The following is a 22,058-nucleotide window of genomic DNA, read 5'->3' as shown; positions in this document are numbered from 1 at the left end:
AGCATGCGACAAAAGCGAAGACCATGCACCTCATTCGAGGCTGCATGGTCTTTTTGTTAGACCGCTATCAAGTATGTGAGGAACCACCCTAAATCATAGAGGAGGCCTTAGCCTCCTCCCCCGTCACGCTGCCAGCCTCAGCAAAAACATCTCCAGGCCAAGCACCTTGTCGATCTTGCCGCTCTTCATCTGATAATCCAGCTCGCCGAGCTGCTGCAGGATGCCCGTCAGCCTCTTGGCTTCGAACCGTCCCGCCTGGCCCGCGGCGATCTTCACCGCATAGGGATGCAGCCCGATTTGCGAAGCGATCTGCTGCTGGGAGTACCCCTGCTGGGTCAAATCCTTCACCTGCAGCATGATCCGAAACTGCCGGGCGACCAGGATCACGATCTTGATCGGCTCTTCCTTGCGCCGCAGCAGCTCGGCCAGCATGGTGAAGGCCTGCTCCATCTGCATCTGCACGATATGCTCGACCATCTGGAAGATATCCTGCTCTACGGTCTTGGTGACCAATTGACCGAGCTCGGCTCCGGTGATCGTGCCGCCCGCGCCTATGTACAGGTAGCACTTCTCCACCTCCTTGCCGAGCGTCTGGAGGCTGGTCCCGGTGTACTGGATCAACTGCTCAGCCGCACCTGGGGCAAAGGAGAACCCCGCCTTCGCCGCCTGCTGCTGCACCCACTGAATCAGCTCAGCCTCTGCCAGCACGGCGCACGGCACCAGAGCCCCCGCTTCCTTCAGCGTCTTGACGATTTTCTTCCGCTCGTCCAGCTTGTCCGCATCCACGGTCAGCACCAGAACCGTAAAGTCAGCCGGAGATTTCAAATAAGCAGCCAGACGGTCGAGATTATGTTCGACCTTGCCTGTATCCTTGGCCCCTGTCAGGAACACGGCCCCGGAGGCGACAACCAGCTTGCGTTCGGCCAGAAACGGCAGTGTCTCCGCCTCCTCCAGCACAGCATCGATCGAGGTTTCTGTCAGATCGTACCTGCCCACGGCAAAGGCTCGCTCCTCAGCCGGAATCAGCTTGTCCGTCAGCTTGTGCACGAGCTCCTGAATCAGGTAGCTTTCCGAGCCGTAAGCGATGTATACGGGCGCAATCTGCCCCTTTGCGATATTCTTGAGCGCCTGCTTGTAATCCATTGTTCATCCAACTCCGTTACATTCGTTCAGATTGGCTATCCGTTCATTCATCATAGCAACAACAAAGGGATTACGTCAAAGCCGTTTTGGCGGCAATCACATAATCCCTCTCGATGTGTACTCATACAGCCTGCAACCCTGCGGCAATTACGCGGGAAGCCGGAATGCTTGTCAGTTCTTAATTTCAACCTCGGTCTGAGACTTCAGATCGATCTCAAAGGTTCTCGTCTGTTCGTTCATCTTCACGGTATACTTCAGTTTAAGACCGTTCCACGACAAAAGCTCGATGCGATCGGCTCCCGTCCATTGGTCGAACTTGGAATGGTAGGCTTCCTTGCCGTTCTTATCGTAGATCATCACGAGATTATCCTTCACAGCAGCCTTATAGCTCTTATCCGCAGATTCCAGCTCGTGCTTCGGCGCAGGTGCTAAATCGGGTACAGCGAAGGTCGGACCTAGGACAGGCTCCTGCTCTTCATTCCTTTTCTTGGCTTCTTGGCTCGAATCGGCTACGCCCGCAGAGGTAATGCCCATAGCCTTGTCCGCTTCAGGCGGCGCCTGCACAGGCGGTCCGATTGGTGCTTTGCCCTCCGTCGGCTGGCCGTACTGCTCTTGATGCTTCGCGCCATCTGGAAGGGACCCTGTCTTCTCCGCAGGCGTATCGGACTTCTTAGAGGCATTGCCGACAGGCTCCTGCGGTTTGGGGTCCTGCGTAGAAGGCTGAGCCGGATTGGCCGGCGGCTGAGGCGCTCCCATGCTGGTCACCGGCTTCTGCGAAGCGTCGGCGGCTGCATCGGGCTTCTTGTCCGCAGACTCCACAGGCTCCTTCTGACTCCTCTCCACTGCGGGATCCTTAGGCTGCTCTGTCACTTGCAGCTGCGAGGCGGTATTCCCTGGATCCTCAGCAGCAGGGACTGATTTCTGCTCCTGGATTTGTCCGGATGCACCGCGGGAGGTATCGGCAGCTAAGCCCTGTGCACTGCCGCTAGCCTGATTGGCTGAGCTTGCCTCGCTTTTCGTCTGGCTTGCCTTGGACGCAAGCTCCTCCGCGACCTTGTTGGAGACAGGCGGGGCTTGCTGAAAGACTATGAAGCCGAAAATCAGCCCTGCCGCAACGACCCCTCCGAGCACCGGAAACGAAACCCATTCGCGCATCTGACTGCGCCAGCCCGCTCCGCGAGAAGAGCGCGGACGGGAACCCGGATCTTCCGCGACAGCCGTGCTCTGGCTGGCCGCTTCCTCCTGCGATGGAGCTATCCAGGCAGGGGCCGCTCCCCCGGCTTCGGCTTCGAGGCGCTCAATTTCAGGCAATATGGCGTCGACCAAGCTATAAGGAGGCACGACCTTAGGCAAGCTCTCCAGCTCCGTCGATACTTTAACAAGACGTTCGAACAGCTCAGAGCAATCCGGACACTGCTGCAGATGCCCCAGCATCCGGGCGTATTCGGTTTCTTCGAGATCCTGGTCAAGGTATCTCTGCATCAGTTCGATCACCTCTTGACACATCATCCCCGTACACTACCTTTCCTAACGATTCGTATATCGACTCTAGTGTTGTTCCTTTACATTATCCCCGTACCGCATCGCTGCGTTGTTGTTTGTTATAATCCTTCAATATGCCCTGCAGTTGCTGCCTGGCCCTGAACAAATACGACTTCACCGTGTTGATGGGCAAATCCAGCGATTCCGCAATCTCATTGTACGAGAAATCCTGTAAATACCTGAGTACGACCACTGATCGATGATGCTCGGGGAGCTTGTCGATCGCATCTCGGATGTCCTGCGCGATATACGTAGACATAACTTCGTCTTCCACCGTTTTGTGATCGGTAAAGCTCATATCGTGCTGCTCGATCGAGACCGTTGGCTTTGTCCGACGGAATTTGTCAATACAAAGATTGGTGACAATACGCTGCACCCACGTTTTGAACTGAGCCTTCTCTTCGTAGGAGTTGATTTTAGTATAAATACGGATTAAGGCTTCCTGGGCGGCGTCTAACGCATCCTGCTCATTGCCCAGGATATAATAAGCCGTGCGATAGACATGATTCTCTATTTCTCGCAATAGGGTAATTAGAGCGTCGCGATCGCCCGTCTGGGCAGCCTTGATCAAATCTGGCGCTACCACTGGGATCCCCCTCTCTTGCAACCTTATAAACGTACCCATCTGCACAAATGTTGCACTTTGTTTATCTTATCAAATTTTGGCTTTGATGTACTAGGGAAACGATTCCCTGAAACGACACGATTTGCTGCATGATTATACGCGGCATAGCCGGATTTGTTTCGGTCGCGTGCGCAAGAGCTCCAGCAGCCCTAGAAAAGAACAAAAACCCTCCTTAATGAGGGTTTCTGCTGTCATCTATAATCTGGCACGGCTACGGACCGGAATTCACATCATAGAAGCTTTATTTTCTTGCCTGCAGACAAGCCGGCTCTGGATTCAGACAAACAGACGCCTGCCAGAATCAAGACAACCCCGATCCACTGCCAGCCATCCGGCTGTTCCTGGAGCAGCCAGGCGGAGCAGATCATGACCACCGGCAGCTCGACCGATCCAAGAATCGCGGCCAGGCCGGTATTCAGTGATGGAACTCCCTTAGCAAACAGGTAAGGGGGCAAGATCATGCCGAACAAGCCGAGCACCAGCGCCCACAGCCATAACCCTTCCTGCAGCGAGCCGTTCCATAAAAATTGAGGCGGGTACACGAGCAGCACGACGATCGCCCCGCCCGTCAGCATCCATGCGCTTCTGAGCGATGCGGGCACCTCGACGGCCACTCTTCCGCTAAAGTACATAAATAACGTGTAGCACACGGCCGCAAGCAATCCGAGCGCAATGCCTGCAGCATCATAAACCGCCTGACCGCCCGTCAGCAGACCCGACGCCAGCAGCGTGCCTCCGCCGACGATGACCGCCCCGATAACCTGCATCTGTCCGGGACGCTTACGGTGAAACAGCCACTCTACAGCCAGGCCCATCCAGACGAATTGGAACAACAGCAGTACAGCGAATGACGCATCCAGCCTCTGAAGGGACTGATAGTAGAAAATACCGGTTAGCCCCGTAAAGGTTCCGCTGCCTACCATCTTGAGCATCGTCCTGAGCGTCAAGGCCCGGCATCGCTTCCAATATGGCATACTGAACAGCCACATGACCAGACAACCCGTCAAAACCTGGCTTCCCGTAACCTCTCCTGCCGTGAATCCGCCGGCATAAGCCAGCTTCACGATACTGGAGAGAACGCCGTAGGAAGCCGCACCCACAAGTACATAAACGACCGCTCTCCAGCGGTTGTTCTTCTCCATGGTCCGTCCTCTTTGCTTTTTTCCCTCACCCACCCGCACGATTGTCTTCTCTAAGACACCTGCCATCCCAGAAATATAACAGAAAAGCAGACCTTACACAACATGCAATGTTTGCACGATTTGCTTTCAAAAAAAGAGTGGTTACACCATCTTATCAAGTCCCTCTAAATCATATATAATAAAGCCGTCGTTCATGCTGCAGACATCATGCTCCGGGACGCGCTTGCCGCACCTCATCTTTGAAGGCAACCACCAAACACAGGGAGTGGAATGAACTTGCAGCTTACCGGAACCGTGCGCAAAATGCTGATGATGAACGCATCTGCAACCGTTATTTTCAATTACATCGGAATTTTCGTCAATCTGTACATCTGGGAACAAGGCCACCGGATTTTTGACGTGGCCTGGTTTAATTTAATTATGTTTCTGGCATGGGGCTTTGCCTTCGCCACCAGCTCCCGGCTGCTGTCACGGTACACGACGAGACTGATGATTCAGACGACCGCCATCTGCGGAGGACTGACCTTCCTGCTGCTGACGACGCTAACCCTGGATAACCGGCTGCTCTGGATCGCCATCCTCGCTATGCCTGTCGGATGTATGTGGGGAACCTATGCTTCGACCCAGAATATCACGTTGACCCTCATCGGCAAGGGCCGGGACTTCGAGCAATATTTCGCCACATCGAGCATCGTCGGACAAGTAATCTCCATCATCAATCCGGTTGTATCCGCTCTCGTGATCCAATGGGTCGGCTACAACGGCTCCTTTATGCTCATGTTTGTGTTTGTCACGATCCTGATGGTGGTGTCCTTCTTCATTCCCAAGGTGACACTGTCGGGCCAGTCTGAGACCGTATTCCTCGGCATGGGCTTTCGTCAGGTGTTCTCCTATAGCGCTCTTCGCTGGATGATTCCCTCCTGCTTGGCGGCCGGCATCGTTCTGCAGTTCCATAATCTGTTTACGCTGATCTTCACTTTCTCCGTCTCCGGCGACAAGCTTGTGATCGCGCTGCTGAACGTTTTGTATACGGTTTCTACGATGCTGGCCATGGTGTTCTACCGGAAGCTTCGCATTCCAGAGCGGCGCTGGCTAATCATCGGTGTCGTCGCGATGAGCGCGGGATTTCTATTCCCATTGCTCCAGGTATCGGTATTCCTCGTTCTGTCCAATATTATGATGACCATCGGGATGTTCTACTTCGGCACCGTGTGGAATACCGAGCACTTCCGGCGCATCAGCCAGCATTCGGCGATTGAGCAGGCCCGTATCCTGATCTGGCGGGAGTGGCTGCTTATCGTATCGCGTGTCGTGATTCTGATCTGGATTCTGGGCATCGAAAATTTCCAGGGCGTTCCGTTCGTGCTGCTGCTGGTCATCTCCATTGCCGGGGCGCTGGCCATCCCCATCTTCTCCAAGAAAGCGAAGCAAGCCGAGGAGGCTGCCTCTGTCATCAAAGTCCAGCCGGCAGATGTGTAGACGACAGTAGGCTTTAATACATGGCTCTGTTAAAATTAAATGTTAATTTTTATATATAGGAATTAGGGGAACCTTCATTTGTCGAGGTTCCCCATTCTTGTTCAACTAACGCCCAGTTAGCTCCATAGCAAATGAATTACAACTCGTTATTTCTCCCAAAGCTCGATCAGTCGACCTTCAGGATCTTCAATCCAAATAAACTGTCCAAATTCACTACTCTCTTTTTTCTTTGCAAGAGGTACACCCATATGCTCAAGATGCTTAATAGTGTCGTTTAGATTATGTACTTGGAAATTTAACATCACTTGTTGTTCGGTTGGAAAATAACTGTCATCCTCGGTAAAGAAAGAAAAGATAGTCTCATTTCCTAATTGGGGTTTTATCACAGTCCCATTCCAATTTTCTATTTCAATCTGCAGCACTTCACTGTACCATTTTTTTATAGCTTCAAGATTCTTAGTTCTCCAAAATATTCCTCCAAAACCTAGTATCATCGTATCTAACTCCTGTCTGTCATCAAATTTTTAGCTATCCGATTACATTAGATATTCGAGATTTACATTGAAGCTCCTTTTCAACTATATAGTGCCCAATAGTTATATAAGCACTACGTAATACCTGATCAGTCCGTTGGATCCGTTCACTGGCACCTTGCGAATCTCACCCTTGATTATCCCAAACAAACATAGAAAGACCGCTGGAGAAATGAACCCCAGCGATTCTTTGAGCAAGCACAGTAAATCTATAGAGTGATCGTCTGCAAACAGTCGCGTATTTCTTCGACCGCCGACGTCTTTCGCCACTCTTTGCGGTATCCGAGACAAGCGCAGACCAGCTCCGTTCCCTGATCCTCATATTTCTTCCTGTAATGGACATGACCCATAATCCCGTAGCGCACGTCATAGCGCCGGTAGAGGTTCGCATATTCCGTGCTCCCGAGAAACGCGTTGAAGTACGACCACTGCGGATGAGGCATAGGCACTTTAAAATACGGATGCGTCAGCATATGCGTAACCATGACGATCTGCTTACCTTGGTGTTCGGCCAGTTCCCGTTGCAGACATTCGTAAAAATACTTGTGAATGTCGCGATTGCTTCTTCCCCACGTCACATAAAGGCTGTCCTGCCACGTCCGGTCCATCCCATGCATGCGCTCGAAATCGTCGAACGTATAATCCGGCTCGCCCATCGTGTAATCGTACCAGCCGGAGCTGCCGATGACGACCCAGCCGTTATCCAGCTCGTAGGGTCTTTCGCTTAAGCATCCTTCGAACGATTGGAATTGCCGGTAGATGTCCCACGTGTCGCGTATTCCGTTATCCTTGCTCCAATAATCATGATTCCCCGGGACGAAGAGGACGGGGAAATCGCACTGTTCCTGCAGCCCATGAAGGACCGCTAGACTGCGGTTCACGTCGTTCGAAATATCTCCGGCGATAATCAGGCCGTTCAGCCCGCGCTCGGCGGCAACCTCAAGCAGCGCTTCTTCGATCGGCGGTTCGCCTGAAAGCTCGTTAAGATCTACGTGCAAATCCGATATGACGCCTAATTTCACGTATGGTTCGCCTCCTCGTATAAATGGCAGCTTACTTCGTGTCCTTGACCGACGCGCTTTAACTCTGGCGCCGTCACTCGGCATTTGTCCATCGCCAGAGGACATCTCGGATGAAACGCGCAGCCACCCGGCGGATGGATCGGGCTTGGCACTTCACCCTGAAGCGTCACTCGTTCCTTTTTTCTCTCGGCATCGGGAATCGATGAAAAAAGCGCCCGGGTGTAAGGATGAAGCGGCTCTATCCCCGGCTCCCCAGCCGTGAAAATCTCCACCATCTTCCCCAAGTACATGACGCCTACCCGGTCACTTATATATTCTACAACATTCAGATCGTGGGAGATAAATAGATAAGTTAACCCCCGTTTTTGCTGCAGGTCTTTGAGCAGATTCAAAATTTGCGACTGCACGGACACGTCCAGCGCAGAAACGGCCTCGTCAATGACGATGAACTTGGGCGTAAGCACCAGGGCGGCAGCGATGCCGACACGCTGCTTCTGCCCCCCGCTCAGCTCGTGGGGAAACCGGTTCACATAGCCCGGATCCAGGCCGACCTGCTCCAGTGTCTCAGAGACAATCTTCCGCCTCGTCTGCTTATCTCCCATCTTGTGAATGATCAGCGGCTCTTCAAGAATCCAGCCGATCTTCTTCTTCGGGTTCAACGACGAATACGGATCTTGAAATACGATCTGGATATCCCGGCGGAGCGATTTCAACTCGCCTCTTGAAAGTCCGCTTAGGGTACGACCCTGGTAGATAAGATCTCCACCCGTTTGCTTCACTAGCTGCACGAGCAGTTGACCCGTTGTTGATTTGCCGCAGCCGCTCTCACCGACCAGTCCGAAGATTTCTCCCTCGTTGATCTGAAAAGAAACTCCGTCCACCGCCCGCACAACCTGCTGTTTCTCCAGCAGCCTCTGTTTCGGAACGGGATAATGCTTGGTCAGCGAGCTGGCCTCGATCAGAACTTCCGTCATATAACCCTCCCGCCGTTCGCGTACAAGTGGCACCTGACCTGGTGCCCGGCAGCCACCTGCGACAGCTCGGGAGTGACCGACTCGCAGAGATCGGTGGCACTCGGACATCGGCCTGCAAACGGGCATCCCGGCCCTCGATCGGTGATCGAAGGGACACGGCCGGGAATCGTATAGAGCGGACGACCCCGCTTATCCGCGCTGGGAAGTGACTGCAGAAGCCCCACCGTATACGGATGCTTGGGGTGATCCAAAATCTCCGCTACCGGAGCGTCTTCCACGATATATCCGGCATACATGACGATCACCCTGTCGCATACCTCACGAATCACACCGAGATCGTGGGAAATAAACAAAATGGCGGTGCCTATCGAACGGTTCATATCACGCAGCAGATCGAGAATTTGCCCCTGAATCGTCACATCGAGCGCCGTAGTCGGCTCATCGGCGATCAGCAGCTTCGGACTGCAGATCAGAGCCATCGCGATCATAATTCTTTGCATCATGCCGCCGGAGAGCTGATGGGGATAATCGTCGTACAGACGTTCCACCCGGGACAGTCCGACTTTGGCCATCATCTCCATCGCTAGCCGCTTCGCCTCCTGCTTCGAGACGGACAGATGAGTCATAGCCATCTCGGCAATCTGCTTACCGACCGGCATCAGCGGATTAAGCGCCGACATTGGATTTTGAAAAATCATCGACACTTGCTTGCCTCTGACCGTGCTCCACCCTTCCGATGAAGCTGGCTCCATAGGCTGGCCGTTTAGTATGATCCCGCCCTTCGTCATCGCCGCCGTCTCGGGCAGCAAGCCCATCACGGACAAGGACGTCAGGCTTTTTCCACATCCGGATTCCCCGACGATCCCGACCGTCTCCTTCTCCTCGACCTTAAACGAGATTTGCTGCAGCGCCGGATACGCTCTCTTCCCGATCGTAAACGCAACTTCCATATCCTTAAGCTCAAGCAAGGCGCTTGCCATGATGGTACCTCCTAAGCCTTATTGTCGTAAGCGTCTCTAATCCCATCTCCCAGCAAATTAAACCCCAGAACCATCGCCGTAATGACTGCACCTGTAATGAGGACGTACCAGGGAGCATTCACGATGAACGGCTGAGCCTCACTCAGCATGCGGCCCCAGCTCGGATCGGGCGGCTGTACGCCCAGCCCCAAGTAGCTCAGCCCGGCTTCAGCGAGGATGGACCCGGAGAAGCGTAAGGAGGCCGCTACGATAAGCGGCGAAGTGATATTCGGCAGGATGTGGCGAAAGATGATGCGCAGAGGGCCTGCTCCTCTCGCCACGGCGGCTTTAACGAACGTGAACTCCTTGTATTGGATAAACCCGCTGCGGGCGATTCTCGAAAACGAGGGTATGCTCATCACACCAAGAGCGATGATCGTATTGCCTAGCCCGGGGCCGAATACGGTGACAAGCATAATCGCGAGCAGGATGCCGGGGAACGCGAGCTTCGCGTCGATGATCCGCATCAGAATTTCGTCCAGCCAGCCGCCCGCGTAACCGGCGATTGCGCCGATGATCAAGCCGAAAAACATACCGATCGCTACAGACGTAAAACCAATCAGAAACGCCGTTTGTGTTCCTTCCATCACCCGGCTGAAAATATCCCGCCCGAAATTATCCGTCCCCCACCAGTAATGGGCTTGCGGAGGGGCGAGGCGCATCGCCGTGTTCATCTCATTGGGCCCATACGGGGTGTAGAACAGGCTCGTCACCATGAGCACGAGGAGCAGGGCGATCAGACTCCCGCCAATCATCATAGGTTTGCTTCGGACCAGTTGTTTCCATTTCATCTCGTTCACCTTTTCAGTCGGATGCGCGGATCTATGACCCGATACAGCATATCGACAACAAAATTGATACAGACGACGATCACCGCAATATACAGCACCATCGTTTGCAGCAGCGGCAAATCGCGCGTACCGATCGAGGTGATCAGCAGATTGCCGAGCCCCGGCAGCGCAAACACATTTTCCACGACGATGCTGCCTCCGAGCGTATCTGCGATCAATAAGCCTACGATCGTCAGCACCGGAATGAGCGAATTGCGGAGGATATGCCGATACAGGACGATTTTCTCTTGTAGTCCTTTACTTCTGGCCGTACGCACGTAATCCATGCGGAATTGATCGAGCAGCGTATTGCGCAAATACCGGATGACAACGGCAATGCCGGGTATCGCCAGAGCGAGCGAAGGCAAGAACAGAGACTGGAGCGCCCGCACCGGATTCTGGCTCCACGGGATGTAACCATATGTCGGGAACCATCTGAAAGTAACGGAAAATACGAGAATCAGAATAAAAGCGAGCCAGAAAGACGGTACCGCCAGACCAAGCTGAGTGAACGCCGACAAGAGAAGCGCCGGGAGCTTGCCGTCCTTACGCGCGATATAGATGCCGAGGGGGATACCCAAGAGCAGGGTAAGCCCCAACGACATCAGCGCGATCGACACCGTCACGGGCAGACGCTCTGTGACGATGTCTGCTACCGGACGGTGATAACGCAGCGACTGGCCCAAATCTCCGGCAGCCGTATCCTTGATCCAGGACAAGTACCGTTCGGCTGCCGGACGTTCAAGCCCCATCGTCTGGCGCAGCTCCGCGAGCTGGTGTGGATCCGCATCGACTCCGAGCACAATCTGGGCCGGGTCGCCCGGCAATACTTGAAAAACGAGAAACGTAATGACCGACACGAGCAAGACGGTCGAACCTAAAGTGACCAGCTTGCGGATATAAAATCTCACCGAATTCTCCCTCGTTACTTCGTGTAGTACATAGCGGCAAAATCGTATTTTTGAATCGGGTACATTTTATAGCCTTGCAATTTCTCCTTCATCGCTACCGAACGGCTAGGATCCATGATGTATACCGCAGCAGCCTGTTCCGTGAGAATCGTCTGCGCCTGCTTGTACAGGTCGGCCCTCTTGTTGGGATCCAGCTCCAGACGACCTTTGCCCACGAGACTGTCGAATTCGGCATTGCTGAATTTAAAGAAGTTTTTCGAGTAGGTGGTCTCATAACGCCCCAGTACTTCGTGCGGATCGAGCTTGCCCGTCAGTCCTACGATGGTCGCTTCGTATTTGGCGTTGTTATAGACGTCCTCCAGCCAGCTGCTCCATTCGATTTGCTTAATCGTCGCTTGAATGCCGACGGTTTTCAATTGCTCGGCGATGACCTGAGCCGTGTCCACATGGAACTTATAATTGGATGGAACGGTAATCGTCAGCTTGAAGCCTTTCTCATAGCCCGCTTCCTGCAGCAGCTTCTTCGCTTGTTCGGCATTCGGCTCGTACCGCTTGTCGAGCCCTTCCTTGTAGTACATTTTCATGGCAGGGCTCATATTGGAACCGAGCTTGACTCCGTTGCCTTCGGCGACCGTCTTGATGATCGTATCCTTGTCGATCGCATAGTTGATCGCTTGTCGTACCTTCACGTTGTTAAGCGGCTCGACCGAATTGTTCAGCGCAAGCAGCTGGACCATATTCTGAGGTCCGGACACGATCTGGAATCCATTCCCGAGCTGAAGCGCGCCTTGCGAGGAGATGCCGGGCACCATGTCGATATCTCCGGATTTCAGGGCCAGCACAGAGGCGTTCGGATCCGGCATGAACTTGAATTCCACGCGGTCTAGCAGCGGTGCGTGCTCTTTATCGTAAAAGCTATCGTTTCTCTCCAGGACAAGCTGCTGGCCCGGCGTGTACGCGGAGAATTTGAACGGCCCCGCGCCGATCGGCTTCGTGCTTTGTCCTTCGTAGTCTTTCGGGACGATAGCGACGATGTTGGCGGCCAGAAACGCCGCATCTTTGGCTTTCAGCTTCACGACTACGGTGTAGTCGTCCGGGGTATCGATTTTCTCGATGGTGGCAAACTTGGAGGAGAGAGGCTTTTTCCCGTTTAATCCAGATAATTTGGCATAGGAGTAGTAGACGTCCTTTGCCGTCAGATCCGATCCATCATGGAATTTGATCCCTTTCTTCAGCACGAACGTATACGTCAATCCGTCCTCAGACACTTTGTACGATTCCGCCACAGCCGGTACGAGGTCGCTGTTCTCTCCCCCTTCGAACAAGCCGTCGAATACATTGTCCATCATCGAGCCGGTATCCGTTGCTGCAGACAGGTACGGGTCCAGGTTATCGGGCTCGGTCGCCATCGCGACCCTTACCGTTCCGCCTTTTACCTTCTCGCCGCCGGCTGTGGCAGCAGGTGACGGGGTACCGGTTCCACCATTAGCGGAATTACCGCTATTACCTGGGTTGCTGTTACCACCACAAGCGGACAAAACCATTGATGCAATCATCAGCGAAGAGAAGCCAACCACGAACGTTTTCCTAAGCTTCAACAAGAGAAAAACCCCTTTCACCCTCAAATGTTGATTTGCATATCGCAAAAAGCCAAACGAACCTGTCCTGTGTAATGCCTTGATGCTTCCATGACCAATTGATTCAAATCCCCGTAGTGAGGGAAATGCGTCAGAATCGTTTGCCCGACGCCGGCCAGTGCCGCGATTTTCCCAGCTTCGCCAGCGGTCAAATGTCCGTTCATTCGGCCCGCCTGAAAGTCGTAAAAGCTGCTTTCGATGAGGAGAACGTCCGCCGACCGGGAGAAATCGATCATCGCTTGGCAGTAGCCCGTATCGCCGGAATAGACGAGCGTTTTGCCGTCTCGCGCTGTCAGCTTGACCGCCAGGCACGGAATCTCGTGTACCGTCTCCGAAAACTGCAATCGTACTTGTCCGATCGTCAGTTCCTCGCCTGCCCGGATGGGATGTACGCGGACATAATCCGGGTATTCGAAAGCAAGACTGCCAAGCTCCACTTCATTCACATAAACGTCCAGCGGTTTGGACCGCTTGCCGATCTGCATCAAAATTAATATGGCGAACTCCAGACTGTACACATCAGCCATATGGTCGGCGTGCATGTGCGTAAGGACGAGAGCGTCCAGCTCTTCGAGCGCGCAATGATTTTGAAGCCGGGACAGCACGCCGCTGCCGCAATCGAGCAAGATACGGCTGCCCTCGCACTCTACTAAATAACCTGAGGTTGCTTCGTTTTTCTCGGGGTAAGCCCCCCAACAGCCGATTACCGTAATGTCCATCCGAGCATCCTTCCCACGGGTATTATTTGGACCGATTCATCCACTCGAAGTTGTCCTGGAACGCCTTAAACATCACTTCCATCTTCTCTATATTGAACTTGACCCGCTCCTTCTCCAGATGGGAGATTTCGTTGATCAGGGCGTTCACCACGGATAACGAAGCCGTATAGGAATCGAGAAATCCGGTGGATTTGCATGCTGCGAAGAGCGTCAAATCGGCCAATTTCGCAAATGGGGACAGTCCGGAGTCGGTAAGCGCGATCACCTTCGTTCCCTGTTCCTTGGCTAGCGTCGACACCTTAAGCGTGCGCGAGCAATACCTGGGGAACCCGCACACGAACACGATGTCTCCGGGTTTTATGTAGGACGCGTATTCTGCAACACCTCCTTGAGGAATCAACTCGCAATTGCCCAGCATATATTTCAGAACGAAGCTGAAGAAGGAGGTGACCGACAGTCCCATCCGCCAACCGGCGATCCAGATCCGGTCCGCATCCAGCAGCATCCGGGCAGCTTGATGAATATCCGCTTTATCCGTCCACGCCATCGTTTCCCGAAGATTCTCGATTTCTTGCACGAAATGTTTCTCGATCCAGGAATCTTCCTTATGACTCGTCGTGTAGACGAAATTTTTGACGGCCCGTTGATCCTTTAGCACATGACCACGCAGATCCTGCAGCATCCCCGAGAAGCTCGGGTAGGACAAAGCCTGCGCCAAGCGATGAACCGTCGCCTCGCTGACCCCGGATTTGAGCGCAATCTTCTGCGCGGACAGCATCACCGCATCCTGCATATTGGATTGAATGTAATGCGCGACTTTCTTCTGAGCGACGCTCAAAGCGTCGAATTGTTCTTCGATTCTCTCCACAATGGTCGACATCCGCCAAGCTCCTTAACGATTGATCTCCAGCTCCATCTGAGGATGTCCCAAGTAGGTTACCACGTCCTGAATGCCGGATATGATAGGGTGGTAGGACAGTTCCTCGATACCCCGATTGCCATACGCATTAATAAGCAAGCAGTGCATGCCGACTTTCTGGCTGCCGATGACATCGTCATAGTAGTTGTCTCCAATGTAGAGCGACTGGCTCGCTGTTGCGTTTACTCGGGACAAGGCCAGCCGAAAAATGTCCGGGTTCGGCTTCTCTACTCCAACTTCCGAGGAAACGATGATTTCATCAAGCTCTTCATCCAATCCGTTGTGAGCCAGTACCGTCCGGGCCGACTCGTCCCAATTCGAGATCAAGCCGAGGCGGTAGCCAAGGCTCCGCAAATATTGAAGCGTCTGCTTCGTCCCGTCGTAGGCTCTCCATTGAATAGGCGATTCCTGGGCTACCGCACGGTGAACCTGAAGCACTTCCTCGATCGGCAGCGAAATTCGCAGAAAATAGTTCAGCGTCCCGATATACCAAGGCAAGAAAGCACGGCTATCCTTGCCGAGCACCCCCGGATACTCCCGCATGAATAGCTTGTCCGCCCTGTGATAGGCGATTGCGATCTCATCTCTATTGCGGAATACGCCGAAGCGCTCTATCACTTTCTGGTACACTTCTTCCCGGTTCGTTCTCACCAGTGTGTACCCCAGATCAAACCATAAATATTGAATCATGTCCGCGTCCACATCTCCCGGTTGTAGGATTTCCTTCATTATGCTTGAAATGTTTTTTTTCCTTCACACCTCCATCATAGGCATCGAGTATTCGTGGAGCGTTAATTGCAGGTAGAGATTTCGTAAAGGTTGCGGAGATTGAACAAAGAAAAAGCAGCGGAAGTTTTCGGGATGAATCCCTGGCTTCCGCTGCTGCAGTCACTTTCTATTTTTCTAATGACGAATTTGCTGGACAATCACGTCATAAATCGAGCCGACGATGCGGATCGGCACCTCGTAATGCCGGATCAATCCGTTGGACCAGGTCACGGTAAACCGAAACGACTGCGCGCCCTGAGCCAGTGTGCGGACGTGATCCGTATTCAGCAGCATCCCGGTATAAAAGCCGGAGACCGGCTCCAATGACAGAAGCACCGTCTCTTCCGTGGATAATAGCTTGGCAGTAACGGAGGTTGGCTTGGTTAGACTAGTGCCTGTATCTGTGACAGAGGCCGACAATACAAAGGCTTCCCCTGCCCAGAAATCATCCTCTGCTCGTTCCCTCGCTGGAAACTTCGTATTCCATTCACGTAGGTACCTCTCCCACTCTGGCGTATGACGGACCCAGCCAGTCAGCTTCAGCGGCAGCACAGGGAAAGTGTAGCTTTGTTGAAACTGGCCGCCGTGCGGATCTGTCAGCGTCAATCTTAAGGTGTAGGTGCCCTCCTGAAGCGGTCCGTAGGAGAAAGACTTGCTCTCTCCTGAAGGCACCTGCCCCCAAGCGTGCAGCTCCATAAAGTCCCCTCCCTGAAAGCTGCTCTCTATGCGCACGGTTAGCGCATCCCCATCAGGGTCGGACTGCTCGATCGTAAACAGCGGCGTGTCATGCTCATAGATCGGCTGCACAAATATCAAATTCCCCGTAGGCGGCCGGTTAATAAACATCCACACCTGCGGCGACCAATCCGATTCCGCTCCGTACTGATCCCATACTTTTACCCGTACGCGCAGCTTCTGCCCTGTGGGAAGATCCGCATTGACCGTCCAACTGCCGCTTGTAGACGTGGAGTTTTGCCAAGTCTTGTGGCTATCCAGCACAATCGTCGTATGGTCAGCATTCGAAACTTGAATCTGAAAATACTCTATGATCCAGCCGGGGTCTGGATCGTTCTGAGTCCAAGTCAACGTCGGCCTTGTCGTGTTGACGATTGTAGGCTGAGCTTCTGTTCCCCATGGGTAGCTCATGAAGGCCGTTGGCGGGCTGTTGGTTGTCATCCAGCCGATGTTACTCCAAGCTGATGACAGATTCCCATCGTCTACAACCTGAACCTGGACCTGATACTTCTTGCCCATCTGCAACTGAGTGTCCAACGTCCATGCCCAGCTAGTATTCTTGGTGTTCATGACTACGTTATTTTTGCATTCCACGCAATTTCCTGCTTCGTCCTTGACGGTCAAATTGAAGAGCGTGAATGTTGTGTCCGGATCAGGGTCACTCTGATTCCAGCGGATCGTCGGCTTTAAACTGACGTGCGACGGATCGGCATAACTTCCTGATGGGAAGGTTAACGTCACTGAAGGCGGATTATTCGGCACCGGCTGATCGATCCATAGATTGACCTCATACCAGTCAGACCATGCTCCATACTCGTCTTTGACAGCTTGCCGCAGCGTGTAGTTCCCTTGCTTGGTCGGTCGGGTCAGTTTCCCAATCCCTACCTTACCATCCGGGTCGGTATATCCATGTACATAATCGTAGATCCCGCGGTTCCATACGTATTCTGCCTTTTCCCCAGAGATTTGGCTAGGGCTAAGCCAGCGGTCTGGATCATAGGAAGCGTCCGTCCAGACTATTGTAAAGTCTGCTTTCTGCGCAGCCGTGAATACGCTGATTGGCCGACGATGCACGATAACCATCTTCGTGTCAGGATCTGCGTATTGGCGGAATGCTGCATAGGTAGGATCAGGGTATCTTTTTCCTGGCGGTGCCGGATCGTCCGGTTCGGTGAAGCTGATTCGGAATAGACCCACCTTACCCAGCACCGCTTCAGGTGAGTTGACCACTCGATTCACATACGTATTCGCCCCGTTTTTATCGGAGTAACCATCCCGAGCATCCAGAAACTTCTCCGGCTCCGTATTCGTGTACGTCCATTGGGCCAGCTCCGGGATCGGTGGATCATTCTCCGGATCTCTGAAGTCAACGGTGTAATTAATCTTGCCGTTAACCAGCACAATATTATCCACCAGCTCCGAGCCGCCAGAGGCATTTTCCAAGAAGAAGTTCTTCAGGTAAACGTTCGGTGCGTTCGCGAATAATCCGATACGTCCGCTTGTAAATGTACCGTCCGTCACGCTGATCATCGGCACGCCGTTCACATAAACGTGGAGCCGGTCGCCTTTGGCCGAGACGCGAAGATTATTGTACGTGCCTGGCTTAATCGGGTTCGTTTGCCTGTCCAAGATGGTTTTAACGCCATTCACGACCTTGCTGAGCACAACGGTTTTCGTCGTGAGTTCAGCTTGGTAGTAGTTCTTGTTGTCCGCTGACCGGAAGGTGATTCCTGCGCCGCTTAGATCACTAAAGATGGTATTGGTGTACTTGAGCGATAAAGATAAGCTGCCATTGGCAAAGCTCCGCTGGGTATCCATAACATTGCCGAGGGAATACGTACCGGCATCTGAGACCGTTGGGATGCTCCAGCTGACTTTCCGTCTGGCAAAGTAATTCCCGTTATCGGACCACATCAAGTAACCTTCAGTGTCACCGGTCAATTTTAAAGATATACTTCCATAGCAACGTTCCTGTTGCCAAACTGCGCAACTGTCCGGATTCGTAAATCCAGTTAGCATAGGCGATTCAAAGAGCAACTGTCCCGTTTCCATCTCGTACACCCGGATACGGGGCTTAAAACCTTCATCATTCCGTTTTTTTCCGTCGCGGTATGGTAGCACCAACTTGCCGTCCGAGGTCGTATCACCAGTAAATTTAAGCCGATATTCCCAACTAGACTTACCATCATATTCGGCGCCAGCTAAGTTAAGAGTGAGCTGCATAGTTCGAAGGTTGAATATCCTGTGATAATCCGTATATACTTCGCAGGTACTGTCATCTCCACAACTATATCGTTCCGTAACAATAGCCTGCACGTAATAGTACAAATCGTGATAGAATTTACCACCCACAAAACCATGGTCTCTTTCGGCATACCCTTTACGCACCATGTAGGGATGCCCGACTCCCATGTAAGAACTATAATCGTACCCAGGAATCTGTCCTAGATACTGTCCTGTGAGATTATCATAGACACCATCATTTAATAAGATTCTTGAGTTGTCTGATGTAATGTGAACGATATCTACACGTGGATACGAGGCGATCGCAATCGCATTACTCCCCATATAATAATTGGTATAAACCTTATTCCCTGTCCAAAGGACGATTCCAGAAGGGGAAATTTTCTGAAGCTTGCAATCATATTTATCGCCCATAACGGGACTGTCATTCTCCCATCCCATCTGTATTCTAGTACTGGTGCAACTGAAGGCATAAAAGTTGCCGTCATTATCCTTTCTCGGTGTAATTACATCGTTAATGAGGGATCTCACACCGGCAACTTCAAAATTCCAAGGCTGATTGATGACTACGTTTTCTTTAATATCTTCGTTGGGTATCCAGCCAACCGGAGGAGGGTTATCCGGAACCTGTGTCCATTGATACTGACCCAAGTAATGCCAGCTTGTTACCGTAAACGGGATCGTTTTAAAAGGAGTGAAATTACCTGAAGCCATATCCGATATCCGGAAGAGCTGATCGTAATTTCCGCTCGGATTGCTATTTCTCACATCAGATTTGGATGTTCTCAGCCAAACCAAATCCGCGTTAGGGTTGATGTTGAACTGGATGTAGTCTCCGTATTGTCGTGACTTATACATTTGAGTGGAATTCGTAACGGCATTATTAAAGCTGATGCTTATTCCGTATGGCGTACAATACGTAGAGCCCGTGCAGTCATAAAAGGTTGACCACGTATAATAGATGTTTTGGCCGGCCCTATCGCCTAGTGGCTTGTACTCCCCATACTCACTGGAACCCCTCATGTTAAGTCCCGTTTGACTGAACTGAAACCCTTCCGCCGTGGGGGCCTTATACAACATTTTATCCCGGGCAGGCACCGCAATCGAACCTTCAGCAGCATCATAATACATAGTGGTGGATGTGTGGCTGTTGTAATGGTCCTCAATAACGAACTGCGATTTATCGTTTAGCATTTGGGATAATTCATATTTGATCCCTTCAATGGTAGGTGGTTCCGGATACTCCCCTTTGACATCAATCGCTACTGTCGGAGCTTGATTCACTATAGTGAACGGAAAGTCTTTATTGGCTTTTAACCCCCAGTCCTCTTGGACGAAGAGCCTCAGAATATGGTTGGCCAGTACGGTCGGTGTGAAACTGAAATTACCGCTCTCATCAAGAGTCACATCGATCACCGGATCGTCATCGAAGTTTCCGTTCATATTCACGTCCGCGATGATCTGCGTCTTGTGGATGACGATTTGATCTCCATCCGGACTATACGAGGTATCCGCCATATTCATCGGTGTACCCCTGACGCCCTTCGATGGTAGCGTAGCCTCAACAACCGGTGGTAAGTCCGGCAGCACCGGAAGCGTAGCATATGCGGGTGACTCGGACCAAAGACCTGTATTATCTCTAACCTCTAGCGTGATCGGATAAAAGCCTGAAATCAGATACCGGGGCTGCTTCCCCGTCCATTTGCATTCCGAAATGGATCGATCATCCCGGGGGGAGTAGCTTCGTCCGCAGCTGATTTCGGGAGTATAAGGACGGCCCTCAATGACTTTGGGCGGCAGATCGATCATCGGAATAGGCGGTGGATTTTCCGGCAGAATAAAGATCGATGCCGTAGACTGGGATTGGTTGCCGCAAACGTCTGTGGCGGTGGCCTTGATACTATGGGTCCCTTGGACCGATTTGAAATTATAGGTGAACCCATCGGGCTCATGTTTCCATAACCCATATTCCTTATAGATGTACTTTACCCAGTCCGAGCTACTTCCCTCAAAATCCCATGTAAGAAAGTACTGGTCTCCGTCCGGATCATACGGTTCGGCTTTAGAGCCTGGACCCAGAATGGGTTTTTTGATGACACGCAGCCAGAGCTTATCCCCCTCTACACCTTTGGTCTTAGGTTTGAAGCTTCCGCTGTCGTAAGCGTCAAACCAGCCGATTTCAAATACTGGAGGCCGGTTATCCGGGGTGCAAGCTGCTGGCCGAATAATTTCAAATGTCTTTGTCCCTGCGCTGGCCTTGGTGCCGCAAGTTGATGTAACCTCCATCGACACGCTCACGGTTCCGACTGTCAGGAAGTCGGGAGATGGCGGAAAAGTAGATACGCCGGTTGCGTTGACTTGCGTACTTGTCCAGGAATAGCTTTTACCGTTCTGGGTAACGGTCCATTTCAGCTCTTTAACGGTGCAGCCTGCGCCGGTTACGGATGTGCCGGTAGGTTGGAATGTGTTACTCTCGCCGAAGGTAATGACAGGGTGAACGATGTTGAAGTTAGCTTTGATAATCTCTGTATCGCCGCCTTCGTTACAATTGGATGAAGCGGTGAACGTCTTGGACAGTTCATTGTTCGTTTCGCCGAGCGGGCCCTCATCAATTGTGTTGTCTACATCGACTTTTAGCTTAAAGGTCACCGAGTTACCGGTGACCTTATAGTCTACGAAACCGCCCAGTAAGACATTCCGGCTGGCATCTTCGGCATTTTCAGTTTTAATGACCGTGCCGCCAGCGGATAGCGTGACCTTGAAGGGCTTATTTTTAATATCAAGACCAACGTTCGTGTAACCGTAGCGAACCCGGATTGTATCCCCGACCTTGAAGCAGGCTTCGTCGATTTTGAGGACTGTGGGGATGAGGTCGGGTTTTTCGAGTGGAGTGTCGTCGATGTAGGCTACGACTTCCATCTCGGGGTACTTGTAGACGTAGCCTTTGACGATGGCATTCCATTCGTTGTCCCATCGGATAACACGGCCGTTGGGATCGTTATCTCCTTGTATAACCCAATCCGGTTCCGCATCGAAGCTCATTCTGTAATCGAATCGATAATGCTTGGATACAGGGTCAATGTTAGAGCTGATGATTCTAATGTTATTTCCTTGTTTTAATGTACCTGTACTAGTAAGTTTAAACGTAGTCTCATCAAATTTGAGTTCGCCCAAATCATTGAGATTGACTGTTCCAAGATTTCCCGGAAGTTCGAATGTCGAAACCGTAATTGTTCCCGTCCGGTAATCTTCCGCGTCATTACAATTCCCATTCATTGCAGAACCGTTCTGATCCGTCACACTTGAAGCCTTTTTACATGTTGCTGGGGGCCTACTATAGACAGACCAACGTGTATCCCTATAGTTTCGTGTTCCTTCGTAGTCATACATCCAAACATACTTGTTTGGATCGCGAAACCATTCAAAATACCCCGCTGGAATTTCCTGGACGGCTGTTGCTTCTACTTTACTGCTCGGGGCAATGTCCGCTGTTTGACGAAAAGTACCGTCGCCGTTGTTGGTCAGGGTAGCTCTTTCGACTTTAGATCCTTTTTCACGAATAACAACTTTTGTTACTCTTCCCGCTGTATTTACAGCAACGTTCTGAATTCGGAATGACGCTTTGTTGGTAAGAACGGAATTTGTAGCCGAATCTGTCTTCAGAATGTCTGCAGGGTTAAAGGCAGATTCTTTAATTACAATTTCTTTTTCTGCGGCAGCATCTGCCGTGGGATGGATAAACCAACTAACGGTAAGAAGCAATGCGATAGCTAAGAGGAATACTTTAGATGTTTTCAAGATGGTATGCCTCCAGCC

Annotated in this window: 16 protein-coding genes; 1 reads left to right on the top strand and 15 read right to left on the bottom strand. The window is 52.0% G+C overall.

Going from position 1 to position 22,058, the window contains the following annotated elements; genetic code table 11:
• Nucleotides 1-123 precede the first annotated feature (123 nt).
• From holA to WMW72_RS15910, 4 genes are all read right to left on the bottom strand, one after another.
• Nucleotides 124-1,143: a DNA polymerase III subunit delta gene (gene holA, locus WMW72_RS15925; protein WP_341416491.1), complete on the bottom strand. Its 1,020-nt coding sequence runs from the start codon at nt 1,141-1,143 to the stop codon at nt 124-126.
• Nucleotides 1,144-1,314: 171 nt separating this feature from the next.
• Nucleotides 1,315-2,637 carry a zf-HC2 domain-containing protein gene (locus tag WMW72_RS15920; RefSeq protein WP_341416490.1) on the bottom strand — a complete coding sequence of 441 codons (1,323 nt, stop codon included), beginning with the start codon at nt 2,635-2,637 and terminating at the stop codon, nt 1,315-1,317.
• A 73-nt stretch (nt 2,638-2,710) separates the two neighbouring features.
• Nucleotides 2,711-3,271 (bottom strand): RNA polymerase sigma factor, encoded by a 561-nt coding sequence (locus tag WMW72_RS15915; RefSeq protein WP_341416489.1) that lies wholly within the window; start codon nt 3,269-3,271, stop codon nt 2,711-2,713.
• Between the two features lie 269 nt (nt 3,272-3,540).
• Complete coding sequence (locus WMW72_RS15910) at nt 3,541-4,452, bottom strand: EamA family transporter (protein WP_341416488.1); 912 nt, start codon at nt 4,450-4,452, stop codon at nt 3,541-3,543.
• A gap of 276 nt (nt 4,453-4,728) precedes the next feature.
• On the opposite strand from WMW72_RS15910, the gene WMW72_RS15905 reads away from it, so the two are divergent.
• Complete coding sequence (locus tag WMW72_RS15905; RefSeq protein ID WP_341416487.1) at nt 4,729-5,931, top strand: MFS transporter; 1,203 nt, start codon at nt 4,729-4,731, stop codon at nt 5,929-5,931.
• Between the two features lie 146 nt (nt 5,932-6,077).
• Here the strand turns inward: WMW72_RS15905 and WMW72_RS15900 are convergent, their stop codons facing one another.
• From WMW72_RS15900 to WMW72_RS15850, 11 genes are all read right to left on the bottom strand, one after another.
• Nucleotides 6,078-6,425: a VOC family protein gene (locus WMW72_RS15900; RefSeq protein ID WP_341416486.1), complete on the bottom strand. Its 348-nt coding sequence runs from the start codon at nt 6,423-6,425 to the stop codon at nt 6,078-6,080.
• Between the two features lie 248 nt (nt 6,426-6,673).
• Nucleotides 6,674-7,486 (bottom strand): metallophosphoesterase, encoded by an 813-nt coding sequence (locus WMW72_RS15895; RefSeq protein ID WP_341416485.1) that lies wholly within the window; start codon nt 7,484-7,486, stop codon nt 6,674-6,676.
• Nucleotides 7,483-8,460: an ABC transporter ATP-binding protein gene (locus WMW72_RS15890; protein WP_341416484.1), complete on the bottom strand. Its 978-nt coding sequence runs from the start codon at nt 8,458-8,460 to the stop codon at nt 7,483-7,485. The genes WMW72_RS15895 and WMW72_RS15890 overlap by 4 nt, the downstream gene beginning before the upstream one ends.
• The gene (locus WMW72_RS15885; RefSeq protein ID WP_341416483.1) at nt 8,457-9,440 is read right to left on the bottom strand and encodes an ABC transporter ATP-binding protein; all 984 of its coding nucleotides are present in this window, start codon (nt 9,438-9,440) and stop codon (nt 8,457-8,459) included. Before WMW72_RS15885 ends, WMW72_RS15890 begins: the two co-directional genes overlap by 4 nt.
• Before the next feature lie 11 nt (nt 9,441-9,451).
• The gene (locus WMW72_RS15880; RefSeq protein WP_341416482.1) at nt 9,452-10,270 is read right to left on the bottom strand and encodes an ABC transporter permease; all 819 of its coding nucleotides are present in this window, start codon (nt 10,268-10,270) and stop codon (nt 9,452-9,454) included.
• A gap of 5 nt (nt 10,271-10,275) precedes the next feature.
• Nucleotides 10,276-11,220 carry an ABC transporter permease gene (locus tag WMW72_RS15875; RefSeq protein ID WP_341416481.1) on the bottom strand — a complete coding sequence of 315 codons (945 nt, stop codon included), beginning with the start codon at nt 11,218-11,220 and terminating at the stop codon, nt 10,276-10,278.
• Nucleotides 11,221-11,234: 14 nt separating this feature from the next.
• A complete protein-coding gene (locus WMW72_RS15870) occupies nt 11,235-12,818 on the bottom strand; it encodes an ABC transporter substrate-binding protein (RefSeq protein WP_341416480.1) in 1,584 nt (527 codons plus the stop codon).
• A gap of 23 nt (nt 12,819-12,841) precedes the next feature.
• Nucleotides 12,842-13,576, bottom strand: a complete 735-nt coding sequence (locus WMW72_RS15865) for an MBL fold metallo-hydrolase (RefSeq protein WP_341416479.1) — start codon at nt 13,574-13,576, stop codon at nt 12,842-12,844.
• Nucleotides 13,577-13,598: 22 nt separating this feature from the next.
• Nucleotides 13,599-14,456: a MurR/RpiR family transcriptional regulator gene (locus WMW72_RS15860; protein WP_341416478.1), complete on the bottom strand. Its 858-nt coding sequence runs from the start codon at nt 14,454-14,456 to the stop codon at nt 13,599-13,601.
• Nucleotides 14,457-14,468: 12 nt separating this feature from the next.
• Complete coding sequence (locus tag WMW72_RS15855; RefSeq protein WP_341416477.1) at nt 14,469-15,224, bottom strand: HAD family hydrolase; 756 nt, start codon at nt 15,222-15,224, stop codon at nt 14,469-14,471.
• 174 nt (nt 15,225-15,398) lie between these two features.
• Nucleotides 15,399-22,040, bottom strand: a complete 6,642-nt coding sequence (locus WMW72_RS15850; protein ID WP_341416476.1) for a glycoside hydrolase family 78 protein — start codon at nt 22,038-22,040, stop codon at nt 15,399-15,401.
• Nucleotides 22,041-22,058 lie beyond the last annotated feature (18 nt).

It is taken from the genome of Paenibacillus filicis (genome assembly GCF_038070315.1).
GTDB lineage: Bacteria > Bacillota > Bacilli > Paenibacillales > NBRC-103111 > Paenibacillus_G > Paenibacillus_G filicis.
The sequence above is the reverse complement of the archived record's forward strand: the minus strand, read 5'-3'. Positions and strand labels throughout refer to the sequence as shown.